This is a genomic window from Yoonia sp. MH D7 (assembly GCF_054439475.1).
Genome location: NZ_JBTJCF010000002.1, coordinates 118,737 through 132,973 on the forward strand (window position 1 = coordinate 118,737; position 14,237 = coordinate 132,973).

Sequence of the window (14,237 nt, forward strand, 5' to 3'; positions counted from 1 at the left end):
CATTTTCGCAAAAAATAGACAAGTCCGAGTTGTCGGCTGCGCCTCCTGCCCGCACCAACCTTGTCGATTTTCCGCTCCAATTTCCCCGACCCTGTTCGCCACATGGCAAGTTTTAGAGACGAGCGCCCTTTCAGGGCTTCGCTCAAAACCAGACCAATTAAGGGGCAAAAAGCCTCAGAGGTCGCACCACAAAGGAACCGAAGATATGAACCAAGTTTTATATTTGTCAGATGATGAACAAGCGGCGCGTGACCGTAACATTTTGATCGCAAAACAGAACGACCGTTTCCGTTCGACATGGGGCGCAGATTTTACTGTGGCAGGTCAGATCGTAATGACCCGCAGCGTTGCGGAAATGCCCCCGTCAACACAAGCCCAAATCATGACAGCGGTGCAGGGTTTCGACACCTTCAATGAAGATAACGACCCGTATCTTGACCATACTTTTGGGACGTTTGAAGTCACCAAAGAAGGCGAAGAAATCAAGTTGATTTGGAAAATCGACCTTTACGACACCGCCTACGTTTACGGAAGCGAAGAACCCGAAAACCCCGAAGTTACCCGCCGCGTTCTGACCATCTTGCAACCGTCAGAATACTAATCAGCCCCGCCCCACGAAGGGGCGGGCTACTCAAATCAATCACCACAAATCAAGGAATTACCCAATGACCAAAGAAACAAAAATCACCGCTTCGTTCCAGCAAGTTAACTTTTCCGATACCTATGTATCCAAGTTGAATCCGCGCAAAGTTATAAATGATGAAAGCATTGCGGCGCTGGCTGGAAATATTCGTGAGGTTGGCTTAATCCACCCGCTTTCTGGATTGGCGGACACGGACAGCCGTGTTGGCATTGTTGCAGGTGGACGACGCCACCGCGCCCTTGCATTGTTGCAAGACGATCCGAGGTTTCAAACAATCCCCGTTCACATGGCACCCGACGAGTTTACTGCACGTGCATGGGCCGCGAGCGAGAACAATGTTCGGGAGGACTTGACCCCAGCCGATGAAATTCGGGCGTTTGGTGATATGCACGAACACTGCATCCCTATCCCTTCCATTGCTGTGGCGTTTGGGGTGACGGAGGCCCACGTTTATCGCCGCTTGGCATTGGCAAATCTACCCGCCGCCGTGCTGGACGCCTTGCAGGCGGGTCAGATCAATATCGGCCACGCCAAGGCGTTTACCGTCAGCGACGACGAGGCTTTGACCCTTGAGGTTTTGCAGATTGCTATTGAGCAGAACGAGCGCGGTTACGGCATGAGCGATCACAATATCAAAAGCCGTTTGAAGCCAGACAGCGTGAGCAGCACAGACCGTCGCGCCGTGTTTGTGACATTGGGCACCTACAAAGAGGCAGGTGGCAACGTCAGCAGCGATCTTTTTGCGGACCACAGTCTTTTAAATGACCCCGCCTTGCTGGACACACTTTTCGCGGAAAAGCTGGAACTTGTCCGCCAAGGGTATGCAGCCCAAAACGGCTGGAAATGGGCCGACGCGGTTCAGGACACCCATATTCCGTGGGACTACACCGACAACGCCAATATGGGCCGCATCTACCCTGTTGAGGGCGTATTGTCCGAGGCCGAAGCGGAGCGTTACGACGAACTGGCAGACCTCGCGAATGGTGACGTGCTGGACGACGAAGGCCAAGCCGAACTGGACGCATTGGAGGCCAGACAGGAAGGCGATTACACGCAGGAGCAGCGCGCCCTTGCAGGTGTGATCTTGACCGTAGACCGTGAGGGCCAGCTACAGGAAAGCAACGGCATGGTGCGCGGCGATGATCGCGCAGAGGCGGAGGCCGCAGGGATCATTGCGCCGAACCATCACCAGCCAGCTGATAAGGCACCAAAGGCCGCTATTTCCGAAAAACTACGGATGAACTTGCGCCGCATCGAAACGGGCGCACGGCAGAACGCCATGCTAGACGATCCAAAACTTGTGCTTCACCTTCTGGCCTTCCAACTTTGCGGCAAGATGGGCTACGACAGCGCCTATGGAATTCGCATGGACGATGTGCCGAATGTTCCAGAAACTGAAACTGGCTACACGCTCGACAAGCGGTTGACTACACCGGAGCGTGACGACCGCAACCCGTTTGATCGTGACCACGCCGCCGACTTCGCCAAATTCCGCAAGCGCGGCGATGCAAGGATCATGGACGTGTTGAACCGCTTTCTGGTCAGCCAGCTTTCAGTAGGAGACGCCGACCTTGGCGCGATGATCGACAAGATTACGAGCAAGCAAACCCGCGAAACATTCACGCCGACCGCTGAAAACTTTTTCGGGCGCGTGGCTGGCCCCTACCTTGTCACCCTTTGGGGCGACTTTCTGGGGCTTGCCATGGATCACCCGACCGTCACCAGCTTTGAAAAGCTGAAAAAGGGCGATAAGGCTGAAAAGTTGGAAAGTCTGTTTGCCGACGAAGCCACCCGCAGCGCACTTGGACTGACCGACGATCAATGCGCCCATATCGCGGCATGGTTGCCCGAAGGCATGGCCTAGAAAACGTGGCAGGGCGCTTAATCGCCCAGCCCTTTCTTGTCCCAAATATAGCTTTCTTACAATCGACACGCGTTTGGTTTTTGCAGTAAACTAATCGCGTGTCAGTCAGTCGTTTTGAAAAGGCGCAGCACTATGAATTTTATCTACCATCGCGTTTATCTTGCTGGGCCCCACGGCTGGATAATGCCAAAAAAGTTTAAACGCGTGATTGCCGGTTCGGAATTTCATCGGGCTTGGTTTTTGGGTCGCGCTGGTTTTTTTGAACAAGATGGAATCAAATATGGCCTCGCAAGCCCTTATGATTTGCCACAGGCTTAAATAGGCTGAGACACAAGGTTTTGGTCTCTCTTTTTCCAATTTCCTTATGGTGAGGATGATACCTGGCCGCCGCTTCGGCGGAGTCTTTTTTGTCTGATGTTGAGAGGGCAGTTATGATCGAGCATGGAGGGACTTCGCCCTGCCCTGCCCGATCCGGCACTATTCGCGCGAACCCGCATGTCATTGCCATTCCAGCGGGGGCATTATTGACCAAACGACGTATCTACTGTTCATTTGAAGTATGTGTAATCTTTATTCCAACACCACTGCTAATCAGGCAATGCGTCAATTATTTGACGTTGAGGCAAAGAATGATCATTTGGGGAACGCCGAACCGCTCGACGCAATTTGGCCGAAATATCCGGGCCACGTTGTTCGGTGTAACGATGAAGGCGAGCGCGAGTTGGTCAGCTTGTCGTGGGGGTTTCGCACGACTAAGACCAGCAAGAAAACTGGCAAAACACTTCAACCTACCGCGTGGAACAATGCCAGAGACGATAGCCTTCAAAATTCTGGGCTTTGGAAAAGCAGCTTTCACAAACGAAGGTGCTTGATCCCCGCCACTTCATTTTGCGAGGCCAAAGGTCGCCGACCCGCGACCTATTACTGGTTTGGCCTCAAGGGCGAAGATGAGCGGCCACCGTTTGCTTTTGCAGGGATATGGACCGTTTCATACTTTGAGGGGCCAGACGGCAAAGAGGACTGTCCTGCCTACACAATGATAACAACTACCTCTAACGAGATTGTGCGGCCGATCCATCCAGAACGTATGCCCCTGATCTTAGCACCAGAAACCTATGACCAATGGCTGACAGGTTCAGTCGATGATGCCACACATCTCTTAAGCCCATATCCGGCCGAGAAAATGCAGATTTTCAAGTTTGGCGAACATGAAAGGTCAGATGCAGTGCAACGCTAGTCGTTATGCAAATGTTGCGAGGCCATCAGATAGTCGTGGGCCGACCATAAATCACCATCTTCAGATTCAATATTCCACTCATCTTGTTGCCGAGGCCGAAAGCACTGTCGGCTATCCGTGACATATCGTTCTGGTCGAAGCCGTGACGAGTCTGCACTGTCGGGAGCTGTCAAAGCCGTTCCTCAAATCCCATCATTTTCGAATTTCCCACGGTTTAGATGGGTAAAGTATAGTCCGCCAAAGAAGTCCGTTCCTCTTTCTTGTGTTTCTGAGTGATGAACATAGCGAACGGGTTCTGTGAGACACTGCGCTTCAAACACTACTTTCCCCTGACCTTCGGCCATTCCGCTCGAACAAAGTAGCATTTGACACACGCCACCCGTTCACTTCGGCATGTCCATCGAAACACCCAAAAAGGAACGGAACAATGGCTAACCAAACACTTAAACTCCGCGTCAAAACCGAAGGCAAAGACGGCAAAAACTACTGGGATAACTGCGGCGTCCTTTTCATCAACACCGACGACAGCGGCGCGATCACGTCAATCACCGTCAAACACAATATGTTCCCCACCGTCGAAATGGCCGCTTTCCCGCCTCGCGACAAAGATGAAGAAGGCTCATAAGCCTTCGGCGGGCCTTATGGCCCGCCACAACCTCGATTTAACGGTATCGTCTGGCGGGTGCTGATTCAACAAAGACAGCTAGTTTGGTCGGGTTTGTAAGGGTTTTAAGATGGCTTACTTCAAGGCCCCTGCCCCGCCCGTTGGGCGTGTCACCGCGCACTAGTGTTAAGCTGGCGCTGCGCTGCGGCTGAACACCAGAACGTCTCGATCATGGACGAGCTGCGTCAATGGTCGCTCTGGCGTCTCTCCGAGCCACCACACTCCCTTTCCACAAGCTCGCCCACGATCACGCCGATCTGCCCTTTGGGTAACGATCACTGGTGCACCCTTGGGGTTCGGTAAACCGAACGCCGCTGCGAGTAGAAAGATAGGGGCCTGTTCCTGCCCCCATTTTCGAAAAAAATAGTCAGGTCCGAGTTGTCGGCTGCGCCTCCTGCCCGCACCAACCTTGTCGATTTTCCACTCCAATTTCCCCGACCCTGTTCGCCACATGGCAAGTTTTAGAGACGGACGCCCTTTCAGGGCTTCGCTCAAAACCAGACCAATTAAGGGGCAAAAAGCCTCATAGGTCACGCCACAAAGGAACCGAAGATATGGGAACGACCATTTTTACCACTGACAAGGCACGTCAAGAAGTGATTGCACGAGAATTTGCGCCCTTGGAAATTGTTGCAACATCGTTTGGCGATACGTCAGCAGTTGCCGCTGTTCGCATTCCGTTGAACGACGAGAACACCGAACAGTTGCGGCGTGTATATGAGTTGGCCGAGAGTGATGAAACCGTAGTGGTCGCTATTGTTATCAAACACGAAGGCACCTTGAACGGCACTGGTCGCCGCAATGTTTCTTGGAAAGATATGCCCGAAGATATGAACCCCTACTACTCGGGCGGCGCGACCAAATCCCTGCTAAATGCGCTAACACCCCTTTTTCCATGTCCTCCAGACGGCAATACTGGCGCGCTTCCTTTGCATTGGGCGCACGACTGGCGCACCGCAGCGGAGGCAGCAACATGAGCGCCGACGCCCAAAAACTGGCAATTTTGGCGAAGTCGGAAGGCTTTGCTCAAGTCGAAGATTTTCTCAATCGCTGGGAAATGCTCGATAGCCTCGTTCCCGCAATTTGCATGAATGAAGACTGCAATTTGTTCGAAGAATATGAGCCGGATCAAACGCTGGGTTTTTGCCATGACTGCGGCACCAAAAGCATGAAATCCGCCCTCGTTCTTGCTGGCATGATCTAAGGAAAAAACAATGACACTTGAAGCAGCACAGGCGACAGCCGAGAAGATCAGCACAGATCGTTTAATCAACGTCACGGCCTTGGGTCAGGGAGGCGGTTATATTGCCCGTTTCCAGACTGACCAAGGCTTGCGCGGTTTTGGTCAGGTCTTGATCACTCATGGTAACAATTCTTTTGGCCTGTTGATCCTTGAGGATGGCAGCATCCCGCGAGAACGCGAGGCTCGCACCGTCTTGCAGCCACACCTTGCCGAGCGCGAGGAAGTTGTTGCGACCGTCCAACTTACCTTTGATTGCCCGCGAGAACCAAAATTGTCGGATCAAGCCCATATGATCAACACCGACCTTTTGCGGTTGTTGGATGAAGACAGCACCATAGACGTTTCTTGTGTCACAATTTCCATCCACCACCTTTCCCCTGAAGCTGAAACCTACGGGAATGTGGAACCGTCGAACGTGGCCGCGATCCAAGCCGACGCAATGGGCGAAGCACTTGCCGCTCAATACCCAGATATTGAATTGAATGGTGAAAAACTACGCGCCGCCCTTTGCGATCTGCGCCATTTTGCAGACGCGCCCGGGCTTGATTTTTCCCGATGGGACAAATCCGCACTGCAGCATTATCAGGCGGAGGCGGATCAATGAAAACGCTTCGTTTAGTGCCTTACAGATCTCATATGGAATACACGCACGTTGATAATATTGACGGCATGGCAATGACCACAGGCGCCTATGAACGGCGGTGGCCCCGCTATGACCGTTTCTCGACAACAGCGCGGGGTTGCGCGACACGCGCCGCCAGCATGATTAGAGCCGGTTTCGTGATGCACGATCCTTTCGACAGCTGTTTCAAAATGGGCCACGGTTACGAAGTGATGGCCTTGCTCATCAATGACGCTTTTGGCGACGACAAGCTGCGCGAGGCATGGACCCCGTGCAAATATTATTTGGGAACCTTCGAAGACGCTTACACCGATTATCGTAAGCGATTGGGCCAGCCTGTTTCTCCGAACTGGCAGATGAAGATGGCCCTTTAATCAACGGTTAATGGCCTTTTTTTCCTTAGAGAAAGACACATGAAATGCTAGGATTGTCACAAACAAACCAACAACAGAAAGCCCGGTCCATGACCCTGCCTGTCTCATCAATTCGTAAAGTTTGGAAATCGGCCGAGCTGCTGATTGTCCGTCGTCAGGGTTTTTGGCACCAAAGGCGGCCTAGACTAAGAGAGAGTTCGGCTCATCTGGTTGGTTGCATTATGCGGCGTGTTGTCTGTGATGCAAGCGTCGCGTTTCGAGCGTCTTACGTTTGATCCTTTCCCGTTGCTGTAGAATGGCTTTGTCGCGTCCGAAGTATACGTCGGCGGGTGTAACGTTGTTCAGGCTCTCGTGGTAACGCTGGTGATTGTAGTGGTCTACGAAGGCTTCGATCTGAGCCTCAAGATCGCCGGGTAGGAAGTAGTTTTCCAGCAGGATGCGGTTCTTCAAGGTCTGATGCCACCGCTCGATCTTGCCCTGCGTTTGAGGATGATAGGGCGCGCCACGGCTGTGCTTCATATCCTTGTCTTTCAACCATTCCGCCAGCTCCCCCGAGACGTAGCTGGAGCCGTTATCACTCAGCAGGCGAGGTTTGTGGACGACATGAACTTGGTCACATCCCGACGCTGCCAAAGCCAAGTCCAATGTGTCCGTCACGTCTTGGGTTCTCATGTTGGTGCAAAGTTTCCACGAGATTATATATCGGCTGTAGTCATCGAGGATCGTGCTGAGATAAAACCAGCCCCATCCGATGATCTTCAGATATGTGAAGTCCGTCTGCCACAACTGATTGATGCCCGTGGTTTTGTCTTTGAACTCGCTCGCCGCCTTTATAACGATAAACGCTGGGCTGGTGATCAGATCGTGCGCCTTCAAAATCCGATACGTCGAAGCCTCTGATACGAAATAGCTTTCTCGATCCGTGAACGTCACGGCCAGTTCACGTGGCGACAACTCGGTTTCTTTCAGCGCCAACTTCACGACCTTGCGCCGCACCTCGTCAGGAATGCGGTTCCAGACGTGTTTGGGCTTCGGCGATTGATCCTGCAGTCCAACTTCGCCACGCCGCAAATATCGATCATACCAACGGTAGAATGTGGTGCGGGGAATGCCCAGCTTTGCCAACGTGAGCCGTGCTGACAGGTGGCTTTCCTCGACCAGCCGGATGATCTCCAGTTTCTCAGATGCAGGATATCTCATTCGTGGTTGCCCCCATCGCCCAGCATGCTTTTTTTAAGCAAACGGAGTTCGAGCGTTTGTTCCGCCACAACTTCCTTGAGATCATGGGCCTCACGGCGCAGATCCTTCACCTCGTCAGTGTTCGCCGCACGTGCCGTATCGCCCGCAAGGCGCCGCTTTCCGGCTTCCATGAAGTCCTTGGACCATTTGTAGTAAATGCCCTGAGAGATACCCTCACGGCGGCACAGCTCTGCAATGCTGTCTTCACCACGCAGACCATCCAGAACGATCCTGATCTTCTCTTCGGATGAGTAATGCTTGCGCGTGGCGCGTTTGATGTCTTTGACGATCTTCTCGCCAGGGCTCGTCGTTGTTTGTCTCATCTTCCACTCCTCAGTGGTGACGATGAGCCAGAAACACTCTCTTATCAAATAACGCTATTTGGTCCCATAGGCGCTGACGTCAGACACTTCCTTGATTCTCAAAAACGACGAAGATTGGAAAAAGAATGGCATCTGTCCGGAATGAGGCCAAGAGATCGGGCTGCCCACAAGCGAGCAATTAAAAACATCGTCCGTAAACCAAAAAAATATAATCTTGAACGTGCCAAACTCACAAAAGGTGATCTGGTGCTTCTCCTTCGCGGCCGTAGATCATCTGACCTTCTGGATCATATGTACCCACAAAGGAATATACCTGGAAAATGGCTAAAGTTCGAAGAGCGAGCTGCCAACAGCAGCGGACAGCCATCAGAAATTGATCTTCGGTCTTTCAGCTTCTTGGATTCGCCAGAGAATTGCTTGACCGGTTTGGTCCGAATTGCCGCTTACGAGGCAACTAAGTCCGCTGTCCGCATAAATTTCAAAGATAAATATTGTCTGGATGTCGTACCCTACATGCTTCTCACAGAATTTTGGAGCGAGTTGCTTCCAGTTTTCAAAGGCGGGGAGATGGATATTCCCTTACAAAAAGTGCTCGCAGCCATCGGTATTGAGGAAGACCTTAAAGTCGGCTTCAGGGGAATAGAGGACTTTGACGATGTTTGGGCATTTCCACTTACTCGTAGGCGTAAAACTGGAGATAGTCGTTCAAGAAGTATTTATTTTGATGTCCCAAGCCGTGACCATGCGTCGGATCGTTTTTGTGACGCGCTAGACGAATGGCTTACCCGACCAGAAATACAGCTTGAACTAACCCAAAGTGGTAGAGGTAACATAAAGGAGCTTTTGGGAGAGCTTTTAGAAAATGCCGAGCGTCACTCTGACGGCAACCGTCGGGACGGAGCTTGGACTGTAGCCGGATTCTTGGCAAAACGTGACGTTGAGGGAAGCTCTAGATTCATTGCACATATAGGAATTGTGTCGGTGGGAGACACATTCGCAAAAAGCTTAGAGAGAGCAACGGACGAACAGCAGGCAGATCTGGAAGGCTACACAACCAAGATGAAAAGCCTCAACGCGCCTCAATCAGTTGAAACGCTTAAAACGCTTGCGGCAATGCAAGATGGTGTAACGTGTGTTCCTGAGGCTGACAAAGACGGACGGGGCGGCTATGGACTTATGCAAATGTTGCAACTTACGAACGTATTGGGAGCGACGGACAACGCTAAATTGACGCCCGAGATCACGATCATATCAGGCCGTTCTTGCATTCAGCTAAAAAGTCCATATTTTAGCTGTCATAACATAGGAGCGGAGACAGCTCGTGTGCAATGGTGCAATCCCGATAACTCTGCTATGGTAATCCCCGATGAAAACCACGTATTCGACTTGCAAAAAGGCCTTCCTGGCACAGCCATTAGTATTCGGTTCACACTTGACCCGCAATATCTGCAAAAAATCATGGATGGAATGAGAGATGATTGAACTTAACATTGATTCGTTCTTGCACGGTAAATCTGTAAGGAATCTGTCTGGTCATGAGCGGGGTGTGGTTGCTCGGGAGTTCTATGGTCTGGATGAGTTGGATGAGGCAGAAGAGGGTGTGTTGTTCGTCATTCCGTCCGAAGTTGACGCAATTGCAAATTCCTTCTTTCAAGGAATGTTTTCAAAGAGCGTTCGCGGCTTCAATTCTGATGAAGAATTCTTAAAACACTACAGTTTTCAGGCAAACCCAACCGTTTTTCGCCAGATAGAACAAGGGTTACGGCGCATTCGGACGAAGCGGGGCTCCGCCTTTGCGTACTGAATCTTGCTGATATTCTCCTAATGGGTTGGGCCTGACGCTTGGAAACTTGGAAGATACTAACCATTGGGCTGACCTCTGTGTCTTTGCTTTGGAATGTCGCAAACACTTTTTACACGGCTAATTCAAACCAAAAGAACACAAGAAGGCTGGTGAACCTGGAGGAATTCAGGTCTAGGGTCCGTGATCCATTGGAGGATGCGCTAAGGCGATCCGAAGCTGTTGTTCGGGAGTTGTATCAGGTTTCTACGCAACCTAGCTTTCCGGCCGAAACTGAAGAACAATTGCTTACGAAAAACCGCGTATTAATGGGTCTGATGTCCGAAATTCAAGATCGTCTAATGGATGCCGATGAAAGCAAGTTCTCTTCTGACTTCGACTGGTTGGACATGTTTGATCCAGCTGAGGATCAAATCATGAGTCTCATGAATGATGTTCTTGACGACGACAGTGACCCTGACAAAAGAGTGGGTAGCATGAGGCGTTGTAGATCTGAGTTTCGGAAGTTTAAAAAGGCAACGACAAGCAAAATTGAACTACAAGTTTCAAATCTCGCTTCTTAACAACCACTCTGTGCGCCTATCTTTAATGAATTCATTTTGTTGACGATTTATGACATCTGATCGAGTTGCCAATCTAAAGAGGTCTGCGCAAAAAAATGTACGTCCACTTTGGTGATGCAGCAAGGTAAGACAAGATCAACGGGTAAACGTCCGGTTTGGGCCGGCTCGATCAAAAGAGCTTCCCACCTTTGCCAGCCGTGAATGCCCCAATCAGGTCGACGTCGGAACGATTGCTGCCTCCGCCTGACGCGAATGAGTAGCCTTGGCGACCGAGGCCCATGATCTCTCGAAGCACTTCGTCTGCTGATCTCACCACATGACCCGCACCAGTGCCGATTAGGCGGATGTTCTCAAAGAGATCATCGCAGGCCATCCCGTCGGCGAATTGCGCGATCTCCATCGGTATGCTTCCAATCTCCGAAAGGAAACCAGGTGAGGGCAGGCAGATACGCACTCTTGCCTTGCCCATGATCGAACCCTTTGACGAGTTAATCGAAACGAAGGCGCGAAATTCGTCGTCTGGAGACCGCACGATTAGTCTGTCGATACTCAGGTGCGGTAGATCATCGTCGGCCAAACCGTTCTGTTTCAATGCACGTGTCAGCTTGCCGTTAGCGTTTGCGACGAAATCGAACTCACTATCGAAAATGCTCTTGGCCTCGTTCTTGATGAAGCTGCTGAGCATAAAAGGCTCGCTCATGTCGAGGTGCCCGTCGGCTATCATTTGCTGGAAAACGCGAGCATGGAATACCAGCTCCACCAAGTAACGCGTTAACGTCATTGCGTTGATATCGCGCACTTCCTGAAACCCGTAGATGCGAAACAACGGTAGGTTTGCCTGATTGCAAATCGAATTCTTCTTCTCGTCGTTGGACGTACTGTGTCCTGGCCCATCAAATTCGATGGCGACGACGGCATGTTGGTTTGCGTCGACCAAAACAAAATCGAAATGGGACTGCAACGCGTATGTGCCTAGCTCGCGTCGATCTAGCATGTCGATATTTACGATGTCTGCGACACGCACCTTTTCATGCAGTTCAGCGCCGTGACGCCCTATCACTGCGCGGATTTGCTGTTGAATGCGATCTTCACTGAAGTTTCTGAATTTGCGTAGCATTACTCATCTCTAGCACGGGAGCGGCCTGAACGGTAGCAAAGTCCCGCGAACTGTGAATTCAATTTTGCCTAGTTTCGCGGTTGCGGCGAATGACGGCAATGCGGGCTGCGATCGCAGCATTGCCTAGGGTAGGCCAACGGCTGCTTCTCTAATTGGGCGTTTGGGTCAAGCTCATTTTCCTTCTTTCTTTCTTCCGGGTCTTTGTCACTCATCCGGGTCACGCTTCTCTTCGCAGTCTGGTTGATGCCGTGATGGCACCGCTGCACGCATATGTCGGATCGGACGTGGAGAGCCTTGCTTTGGGACGCGCTTCACGTTGCGCAGCAGACATTTTCGGCTTCTTCCACGAACCTCGTCCGGTGAGGGACGACCCCGTTAGGATTGGTGTTTGGGCTTTAGGTCATGCCTTGCCCCCCACTTGGTCCTGACGGAATTCTGTGCCATCTATCCACATCCGGTGGAGCAAGACGGCGAGTTTACGTGCGACAGCTACAACGGCGCGACGACGACCCTTGGTGCGCATTAGCCGCATACCCCAAGATTTGATCTGCGATCCGGCCATCGTCCGCATCAGCAAAGCGTTTGCAGCTGCATACAAAGTTGCGCGAACGTCTCTGTCCCCCGCTTTCGATATACGACCAGGATTGTCGTGCTCACCTGACTGATATCGTCGCGGTGTTAGCCCAAAATGCGCGCCTACAGTTCGTGACCGTTTGAAGCGCGTAGGATCGTCCACAGCGGCTTTGAAGGTCAATGATGCAATCGGTCCAACACCCGGAACGGTCATCATTCGCATACAAACCTCATCCTGGCTGGCGGCGCGTTTGACACGCCGATCCAGTTCCAGAAAGTGCTGATACAACACAACACGTGCATCTAATAGTGGCACCAAGGCATGGGCCAGAACGTCATCCATCTCGATCATCGGTCGGACAACACCATCGAAACTGCCGTGCTGCACAGTCTTGGGCAGACGAATGCCAAATATCTTTAATAAACCGCGCACTTCATTGGCTAGATCCATTGTCTTCTTTAGCAATGCCTTGCGCGTGCTAAGCAAGGCACGGACGCCATGGGCCTCTCGGCTCTTCATATGTACCGGGCTGAACCAGCCCGTGCGTAGCACTTGAGCTATCCCGCGAGCATCATTCTTGTCAGTTTTATTCCGCATTGCTGATAGCGCCGCATTGACCTGTCGCGCCTCCATGCAAACCACATCGAAGCCTTCTGCTGTCAAACCGAAGTACAGGTGCTGGCTCATCGTGCCCGCTTCAAAGCCCACCCGTTCAATCGGATGTGCGAACTCAGCAAGGTACTTAGTGATATCGCTGATCTCGCAGGGCAGCTCTCGTTCAAGAAGCACTTTTCCTCTGCCATCAACAATGCAAAGCGCACAGGATCGAAGCGATACGTCTATTCCGGCAAAATATTCCATCTTCTTTCTCCCTTGTTCACAGTCATCCTGTGATCTTATCGGGAGCTCGACCTCAGAACAGAGGGTAGCCCAATTACGCATGCTATGGGCCGTAGTTGCTTTAACTGTCACCTATTTAGACAACTCTATTCGCAAATGTTCTCGTCGATGAAGCAATTCGAACCGATGCAGCCGTCCCAACCCTCGTTTTTAACGGATTGTGACCTCTCGCCAAACGTACCTTCAGCGGTTTTTACCGATTGTATTTTGTCAAAACGAAAAATACGTTCGGACTCGTAGTCTCGCCCATTCGTGCATCCACGGGTTTGCCAACCATGCAAGTATAGCCGTCCGTTGTTACCAATTGCGACTTGGTGAACGTCTATCAGTCTTGGCAAGCAATCCTTGCTGGCATCTTCATGATACACGAGTTCGACAACACCCCCTGTCTTTGCCGCTTCACACAGCTGGGATTCGAAAGCCGATTGCGCGTGCGCTGGCAGAGAACAGGTAGCGGCAGCTAGTGTTGCTGCTAATTTAGTCACTCTCTTCACGCGTAGCCTCCCAATTGAATTCGAAATGAACAATAGCTTCGTCAGTCATGACATAACAATCAAGAGATTAGTCAAAGTCCGCCTGAGGGTGCCACACTGGGGTCTGATGGTTGAACATACCGCGACCGATCAAATGGTCGCAGAGAGCCCCCTTTACCGAATTTCTGCAGCGCAGTTGATATCTGCTATCAAGACAGGTGGTTTGGCCTCAGCCTTCACGTTCAGCCTTTTTACGTGCGAGTTTACGCTGACGGCTAATGGCTTCTTTTTTCTCGCGCGCCTTCTGAACTGACGGCTTCTCGAAATGTTCTTTGAGCCTCATTTCGCGGAATACACCTTCACGCTGTAGCTTTTTTTGAGCGCCCGAAGCGCCTGATCCACGTTGTTATCACGAACACTTACTTGCATTTTAGTTCCGCTATTTTTCCAAGAATAATTAAATACGACTTGCCATCAAATATTGGCATTATCAAACAAAAAATATTCTCATTGAAAACCAGGTTGTCGTGACCCGCTACGCTTTTTGCTCGGCATATTCCTCAGCAGAAAAATCATAACGCGGTCCAGAGAGCATTTCGT

16 protein-coding genes and 1 pseudogene are annotated in these 14,237 nt (G+C 51.4%); 12 read left to right on the top strand and 5 right to left on the bottom strand.

Features of this window, described 5'->3' with window-relative positions:
- Nucleotides 1-205 precede the first annotated feature (205 nt).
- The 9 genes from ACXLHR_RS16915 (at nucleotide 206) to ACXLHR_RS16955 (ending at nucleotide 6,647) form a co-directional block, all read left to right on the top strand.
- The gene (locus ACXLHR_RS16915; protein WP_458792656.1) at nucleotides 206-601 is read left to right on the top strand and encodes a DUF3768 domain-containing protein; all 396 of its coding nucleotides are present in this window, start codon (nucleotides 206-208) and stop codon (nucleotides 599-601) included.
- A gap of 64 nt (nucleotides 602-665) precedes the next feature.
- The gene (locus ACXLHR_RS16920) at nucleotides 666-2,507 is read left to right on the top strand and encodes a ParB/RepB/Spo0J family partition protein (RefSeq protein WP_458792657.1); all 1,842 of its coding nucleotides are present in this window, start codon (nucleotides 666-668) and stop codon (nucleotides 2,505-2,507) included.
- 132 nt (nucleotides 2,508-2,639) lie between these two features.
- Nucleotides 2,640-2,825: a hypothetical protein gene (locus ACXLHR_RS16925; RefSeq protein ID WP_458792658.1), complete on the top strand. Its 186-nt coding sequence runs from the start codon at nucleotides 2,640-2,642 to the stop codon at nucleotides 2,823-2,825.
- 241 nt (nucleotides 2,826-3,066) lie between these two features.
- Nucleotides 3,067-3,744, top strand: coding sequence for an SOS response-associated peptidase (locus tag ACXLHR_RS16930; RefSeq protein ID WP_458792659.1), 678 nt, complete (start codon nucleotides 3,067-3,069; stop codon nucleotides 3,742-3,744).
- A gap of 427 nt (nucleotides 3,745-4,171) precedes the next feature.
- On the top strand, nucleotides 4,172-4,369 hold the full coding sequence (locus tag ACXLHR_RS16935; protein ID WP_458792660.1) for a hypothetical protein: 198 nt from the start codon (nucleotides 4,172-4,174) through the stop codon (nucleotides 4,367-4,369).
- Between the two features lie 593 nt (nucleotides 4,370-4,962).
- The gene (locus ACXLHR_RS16940; protein ID WP_458792661.1) at nucleotides 4,963-5,385 is read left to right on the top strand and encodes a hypothetical protein; all 423 of its coding nucleotides are present in this window, start codon (nucleotides 4,963-4,965) and stop codon (nucleotides 5,383-5,385) included.
- Nucleotides 5,382-5,612: a hypothetical protein gene (locus tag ACXLHR_RS16945; RefSeq protein ID WP_458792662.1), complete on the top strand. Its 231-nt coding sequence runs from the start codon at nucleotides 5,382-5,384 to the stop codon at nucleotides 5,610-5,612. Before ACXLHR_RS16940 ends, ACXLHR_RS16945 begins: the two co-directional genes overlap by 4 nt.
- 10 nt (nucleotides 5,613-5,622) lie before the next feature.
- Nucleotides 5,623-6,255 (top strand): hypothetical protein, encoded by a 633-nt coding sequence (locus tag ACXLHR_RS16950; protein WP_458792663.1) that lies wholly within the window; start codon nucleotides 5,623-5,625, stop codon nucleotides 6,253-6,255.
- A gap of 32 nt (nucleotides 6,256-6,287) precedes the next feature.
- Nucleotides 6,288-6,647 (top strand): hypothetical protein, encoded by a 360-nt coding sequence (locus tag ACXLHR_RS16955; RefSeq protein WP_458792664.1) that lies wholly within the window; start codon nucleotides 6,288-6,290, stop codon nucleotides 6,645-6,647.
- Nucleotides 6,648-6,866: 219 nt separating this feature from the next.
- On the opposite strand, the gene ACXLHR_RS16960 is transcribed toward ACXLHR_RS16955, so the two are convergent.
- Nucleotides 6,867-8,209, bottom strand: a protein-coding gene (locus ACXLHR_RS16960) for an IS3 family transposase (protein ID WP_458789593.1) whose coding sequence is annotated in 2 segments (ribosomal slippage) — nucleotides 6,867-7,882 and nucleotides 7,882-8,209 — 1,344 coding nt in all. Because the reading frame shifts where the segments join, the coding sequence is not laid out codon by codon here.
- Between the two features lie 114 nt (nucleotides 8,210-8,323).
- On the opposite strand from ACXLHR_RS16960, the gene ACXLHR_RS16965 reads away from it, so the two are divergent.
- Genes ACXLHR_RS16965 through ACXLHR_RS16975 form a run of 3 tightly spaced genes read left to right on the top strand, consistent with a single transcriptional unit; the run spans nucleotide 8,324 to nucleotide 10,573 of the window.
- On the top strand, nucleotides 8,324-9,691 hold the full coding sequence (locus tag ACXLHR_RS16965; protein ID WP_458792665.1) for a hypothetical protein: 1,368 nt from the start codon (nucleotides 8,324-8,326) through the stop codon (nucleotides 9,689-9,691).
- Nucleotides 9,684-10,013 carry a hypothetical protein gene (locus tag ACXLHR_RS16970; RefSeq protein ID WP_458792666.1) on the top strand — a complete coding sequence of 110 codons (330 nt, stop codon included), beginning with the start codon at nucleotides 9,684-9,686 and terminating at the stop codon, nucleotides 10,011-10,013. The genes ACXLHR_RS16965 and ACXLHR_RS16970 overlap by 8 nt, the downstream gene beginning before the upstream one ends.
- A 38-nt stretch (nucleotides 10,014-10,051) precedes the next feature.
- A complete protein-coding gene (locus tag ACXLHR_RS16975; protein ID WP_458792667.1) occupies nucleotides 10,052-10,573 on the top strand; it encodes a hypothetical protein in 522 nt (173 codons plus the stop codon).
- Nucleotides 10,574-10,742: 169 nt separating this feature from the next.
- On the opposite strand, the gene ACXLHR_RS16980 is transcribed toward ACXLHR_RS16975, so the two are convergent.
- From ACXLHR_RS16980 to rpsU, 4 genes and pseudogenes are all read right to left on the bottom strand, one after another.
- Nucleotides 10,743-11,690 carry a DUF2726 domain-containing protein gene (locus ACXLHR_RS16980; RefSeq protein ID WP_458792668.1) on the bottom strand — a complete coding sequence of 316 codons (948 nt, stop codon included), beginning with the start codon at nucleotides 11,688-11,690 and terminating at the stop codon, nucleotides 10,743-10,745.
- 400 nt (nucleotides 11,691-12,090) lie between these two features.
- Entirely contained in the window at nucleotides 12,091-13,125 is a 1,035-nt protein-coding gene (locus ACXLHR_RS16985) for an IS110 family RNA-guided transposase (RefSeq protein WP_458790674.1), read from the bottom strand.
- A gap of 125 nt (nucleotides 13,126-13,250) precedes the next feature.
- Nucleotides 13,251-13,658 carry a WYL domain-containing protein gene (locus ACXLHR_RS16990; protein ID WP_458792669.1) on the bottom strand — a complete coding sequence of 136 codons (408 nt, stop codon included), beginning with the start codon at nucleotides 13,656-13,658 and terminating at the stop codon, nucleotides 13,251-13,253.
- Between the two features lie 208 nt (nucleotides 13,659-13,866).
- A pseudogene (gene rpsU / locus ACXLHR_RS16995) lies at nucleotides 13,867-14,066 on the bottom strand (30S ribosomal protein S21).
- Nucleotides 14,067-14,237: the final 171 nt, after the last annotated feature.

Coding starts and splice junctions, on each gene's coding strand:
- ACXLHR_RS16915 (WP_458792656.1), top strand. CDS start 206: ATGAACCAAGTTTTATATTTGTCAGATGATGAACAAGCGGCGCGTGAC.
- ACXLHR_RS16920 (WP_458792657.1), top strand. CDS start 666: ATGACCAAAGAAACAAAAATCACCGCTTCGTTCCAGCAAGTTAACTTT.
- ACXLHR_RS16925 (WP_458792658.1), top strand. CDS start 2,640: ATGAATTTTATCTACCATCGCGTTTATCTTGCTGGGCCCCACGGCTGG.
- ACXLHR_RS16930 (WP_458792659.1), top strand. CDS start 3,067: ATGTGTAATCTTTATTCCAACACCACTGCTAATCAGGCAATGCGTCAA.
- ACXLHR_RS16935 (WP_458792660.1), top strand. CDS start 4,172: ATGGCTAACCAAACACTTAAACTCCGCGTCAAAACCGAAGGCAAAGAC.
- ACXLHR_RS16940 (WP_458792661.1), top strand. CDS start 4,963: ATGGGAACGACCATTTTTACCACTGACAAGGCACGTCAAGAAGTGATT.
- ACXLHR_RS16945 (WP_458792662.1), top strand. CDS start 5,382: ATGAGCGCCGACGCCCAAAAACTGGCAATTTTGGCGAAGTCGGAAGGC.
- ACXLHR_RS16950 (WP_458792663.1), top strand. CDS start 5,623: ATGACACTTGAAGCAGCACAGGCGACAGCCGAGAAGATCAGCACAGAT.
- ACXLHR_RS16955 (WP_458792664.1), top strand. CDS start 6,288: ATGGAATACACGCACGTTGATAATATTGACGGCATGGCAATGACCACA.
- ACXLHR_RS16970 (WP_458792666.1), top strand. CDS start 9,684: ATGATTGAACTTAACATTGATTCGTTCTTGCACGGTAAATCTGTAAGG.
- ACXLHR_RS16980 (WP_458792668.1), bottom strand. CDS start 11,690: ATGCTACGCAAATTCAGAAACTTCAGTGAAGATCGCATTCAACAGCAA.
- ACXLHR_RS16985 (WP_458790674.1), bottom strand. CDS start 13,125: ATGGAATATTTTGCCGGAATAGACGTATCGCTTCGATCCTGTGCGCTT.